The organism is Oleiphilus sp. HI0123 (assembly GCF_001635315.1).
In genome coordinates this window covers 1-4,039 of the sequence record NZ_LWGE01001243.1, presented here as the reverse complement: position 1 = coordinate 4,039, position 4,039 = coordinate 1, and the positions used below count along the sequence as shown (strand labels likewise).

The window sequence follows — 4,039 nt, the reverse complement described above, 5'->3', positions numbered from 1 at the left end:
TGTTGAACTAGTTGAAGCAATGGAAGAGAAATTCGGCGTATCTGCAGCTGCTGCTGTAGCTGCTGCTCCTGCTGCTGGCGGTGACGCTGGTGGTGCTGCTGCCGCTGAACAGACTGAGTTTGACGTTGTTCTTGCAGGCGCTGGCGACAAGAAAGTTAACGTAATCAAAGCAGTTCGTGCTCTTACAGGTCTTGGCCTTAAAGAAGCGAAAGCAATGGTTGATGGTGCTCCATCTACTGTTAAAGAAGGCGTTAGCAAAGACGACGCTGAAGCTGCTAAGAAAGAGCTTGAGGAAGCTGGCGCATCTGTTGAAGTTAAGTAACTATAATTATAGTTATTTGATGCATGCAGAAGCACACGCATCCTAACGAAATTGGCTGGTAGCATTTGCTGCCGGCCTTTTTCTGTTGTTAGTTAGTAGATAGCTTTCATTATATTGATGCTAACAAGCATCATAGAACAAACTATAAGAAGGTTTGTTAGAAAGGAATATTTGGCAAAGCCTTGAGCATGCAATAAGTATCTCTTTCTAAACATAGCCTGTTATTAAACGGTGTCAACCGTTCAACAATTCAGACCGTTAAGTCACAAAACTGGGGAATATAAATGGCCTACTCGTATACAGAGAAAAAGCGTATTCGTAAAGAATTTGGCGTGTTACCAACCGTCATGGATGTGCCGTATCTTTTGTCTATTCAAATAGACTCGTACTTAAGCTTCTTGCAGAGTGACAATGACCCAGAGTCTCGTGACGATGTTGGTCTTCACGCTGCATTCAAGTCAGTTTTTCCAATTTTGAGCTTCTCAGGTAATGCTGCATTAGAATATGTGAGCTACCGTTTGGGTGAACCCGCATTTGACGTAAAAGAGTGTATTCAGCGTGGTGTAACATACGCAGCTCCATTGCGTGTTAAGGTTCGATTGATTATTTATGATAAAGAATCATCAAATAAAGCAATCAAAGACATCAAAGAGCAAGAAGTATACATGGGCGAAATGCCGCTCATGACCGAAAATGGTACATTTGTTGTTAACGGTACTGAGCGTGTAATCGTCTCTCAGTTGCATCGTTCTCCAGGCGTATTTTTTGATCACGATAAGGGTAAAACACACTCTTCTGGTAAGTTGTTACACTCTGCTCGTGTTATTCCTTACCGTGGTTCATGGTTGGACTTTGAGTTTGACCCGAAAGACAACGTTTTTGTTCGTATTGACCGACGTCGTAAACTACCTGCATCGATCTTGCTACGTGCGCTTGAATACAGCACACAAGAAATTCTTGAAATGTTCTTCGATACCAGTGCATTCGTTATTTCCGGCGAGAGCTGTAAGCTAGAGTTGGTGCCTGCTCGCCTACGTGGTGAGCTTGCAAGTTTCGAAATTAAAGATGCTGACGGTAAGGTTATCGTTGAAGAAGGTCGTCGTATTACTGCGCGTCATATCAGACAGCTTGAGAAGCTTGGTAATCACCTTGAAGTTCCACGTGAGTACCTACACGGCAAGGTGACAGCGAAAGACTTGATCAATGAAGAAACTGGCGAATTGGTTGTTGAGTGTAATACCGAAATCACTGATGAAGTGATCGATACAATTATTGAAGCGGGTATCGAATCGTTCGAGACGATTTATACGAACGAACTAGATTGCGGCCCGTTCATGTCTGATACGCTAAGAATCGATCCGACAAGTAATCAGCTTGAAGCTCTGGTAGAGATTTATCGTATGATGCGTCCTGGTGAGCCGCCAACTAAGGATTCAGCAGAGAACCTGTTCAAGAACTTGTTCTTTACTTCTGAGCGCTACGATCTTTCTGCAGTAGGCCGCATGAAGTTTAATCGCCGTATCGGACGTAGCGATGAGACGGGCGAAGGCGTACTGTCAAATGAAGATATTATCGATGTCTTGAAAACATTGATCGATATTCGAAATGGTAAGGGTGAAGTTGATGATATCGATCACTTGGGTAACCGTCGTATTCGATCTGTAGGTGAAATGGCAGAGAACCAATTCCGTGTTGGTTTGGTTCGTGTTGAAAGAGCTGTACGTGAGCGTTTGAGCATGGCTGAGTCTGATGGTCTAATGCCACAAGACTTGATCAATGCTAAGCCTGTCGCTGCAGCCGTTAAAGAATTCTTTGGTTCTAGCCAGTTATCTCAGTTTATGGATCAGAACAACCCGCTTTCTGAGGTGACTCATAAGCGTCGTGTATCAGCATTAGGCCCAGGTGGTTTGACTCGTGAGCGTGCTGGTTTTGAGGTTCGAGATGTACACCCGACTCACTACGGTCGCGTTTGTCCTATCGAAACGCCTGAAGGTCCAAACATCGGTTTGATTAACTCTTTGGCAACCTACGCACGAACTAACTCTTTTGGCTTCTTAGAGAGTCCGTATAGAAAAGTTGTTGACAGTGTTGTAACAGACGAGATCGAGTATCTGTCAGCAATTGAAGAAAGTGGCTTCATTATCGCACAGGCTAGTGCTGTTGTTAGTGAAGACGGTAAGCTAACTGAAGAGCTTGTTAACGTTCGATATAAAAACGAATTTACAGTAACGCCACCTGAGAAGGTTAACTATATGGACGTGTCACCACGTCAGGTAGTATCGGTAGCAGCTTCTTTGATTCCTTTCTTGGAACACGATGATGCGAACCGTGCTTTGATGGGGTCAAACATGCAGCGTCAGGCTGTTCCAACCCTACGTGCTGAAAAGCCATTGGTTGGTACGGGTATTGAGCGAATTGTTGCTCAGGACTCCGGTGTATGTGTGGTTGCAGATCGAGGTGGTGTAATCGAACGTGTCGATGCAGGCCGAATTGTTGTTCGTGTTAACGATGATGAGACTGCACAAGGCGACGCAGGTGTAGATATCTACAACCTAACGAAATATGTTCGTTCAAACCAAAATACTTGTATAAATCAACAGCCTTTGGTTAAGCAGGGTGAGCAAATTTCTCGTGGTGACGTACTTGCTGATGGTCCTTCGGTTGATATGGGTGAGCTGGCTTTGGGTCAGAACATGCGTATCGCCTTTATGCCTTGGAACGGTTACAACTTTGAGGATTCGATCCTTGTATCTGAGCGTGTAGTTCAAGAAGACCGTTTCACAACTATCCATATTCAGGAATTGACTTGTGTTGCGCGTGATACCAAGTTAGGTAGCGAAGATATTACTGCCGATATTCCGAATGTTGGTGAGAACGCACTTTCCAAGCTGGATGAGTCGGGTATCGTTTATATCGGTGCTGAGGTGGGTGCTGGTGATATTCTTGTTGGTAAGGTAACACCTAAGGGCGAAACCCAGTTAACGCCTGAAGAAAAGCTACTTAGAGCAATCTTCGGTGAAAAAGCATCTGATGTTAAGGATACTTCACTGCGAGTTTCTACAGGAACGCGTGGTACGGTAATCGACGTTCAGGTCTTTACTCGTGACGGTGTTGAGAAAGATCAGCGTTCGAAAGATATTGAAAACGATCAGCTTGATAAGTTCCGTAAAGATTTGAAAGATGAGTATCGCATTGTTCAGGGCGCAACTTATGAGCGTCTTACAAAAGCTTTGCTTGGTCAGTCTGTAATTTCTGCGCCAGGTTTGAAGAAGGGCGATACCCTTAGTGAAGATTACCTTAAAGGCTTAGAGCCTAGCGATTGGTTCACAATTCGTATGTCTGAAGACTCTCTAAATGAGATGTTGGAGAAGGCAGAGGCGCAATTGGAAGATCGTCGTAAAGATCAGGAAGAGCGCTTCGAAGTTAAGAAGGGTAAGCTTCAGACTGGTGATGATCTCGCACCGGGTGTACTGAAAATAGTTAAGGTTTACGTTGCGATCAAACGTCGTATTCAGCCTGGTGATAAGATGGCTGGACGACACGGGAACAAGGGTGTTATCTCGGTTATTATGCCAGTTGAAGATATGCCATATGATGAGCATGGTAACCCAGTAGATATTGTACTTAACCCGCTAGGTGTTCCGTCTCGAATGAACGTCGGTCAGGTACTGGAAACACACTTGGGTTGTGCTGCAAAAGGTCTTGGTAAGAAAATTG

Annotated in this window: 2 protein-coding genes; both read left to right on the top strand. The window is 44.4% G+C overall.

What is annotated here, in order from left to right:
- A partial coding sequence (gene rplL / locus A3761_RS14545) for a 50S ribosomal protein L7/L12 (protein WP_068750400.1) occupies positions 1-322 on the top strand: 322 nt, incomplete at its 5' end.
- Between the two features lie 284 nt (positions 323-606).
- On the top strand, positions 607-4,039 hold a 3,433-nt coding region (gene rpoB, locus A3761_RS14540; RefSeq protein ID WP_068750399.1), incomplete at its 3' end, for a DNA-directed RNA polymerase subunit beta.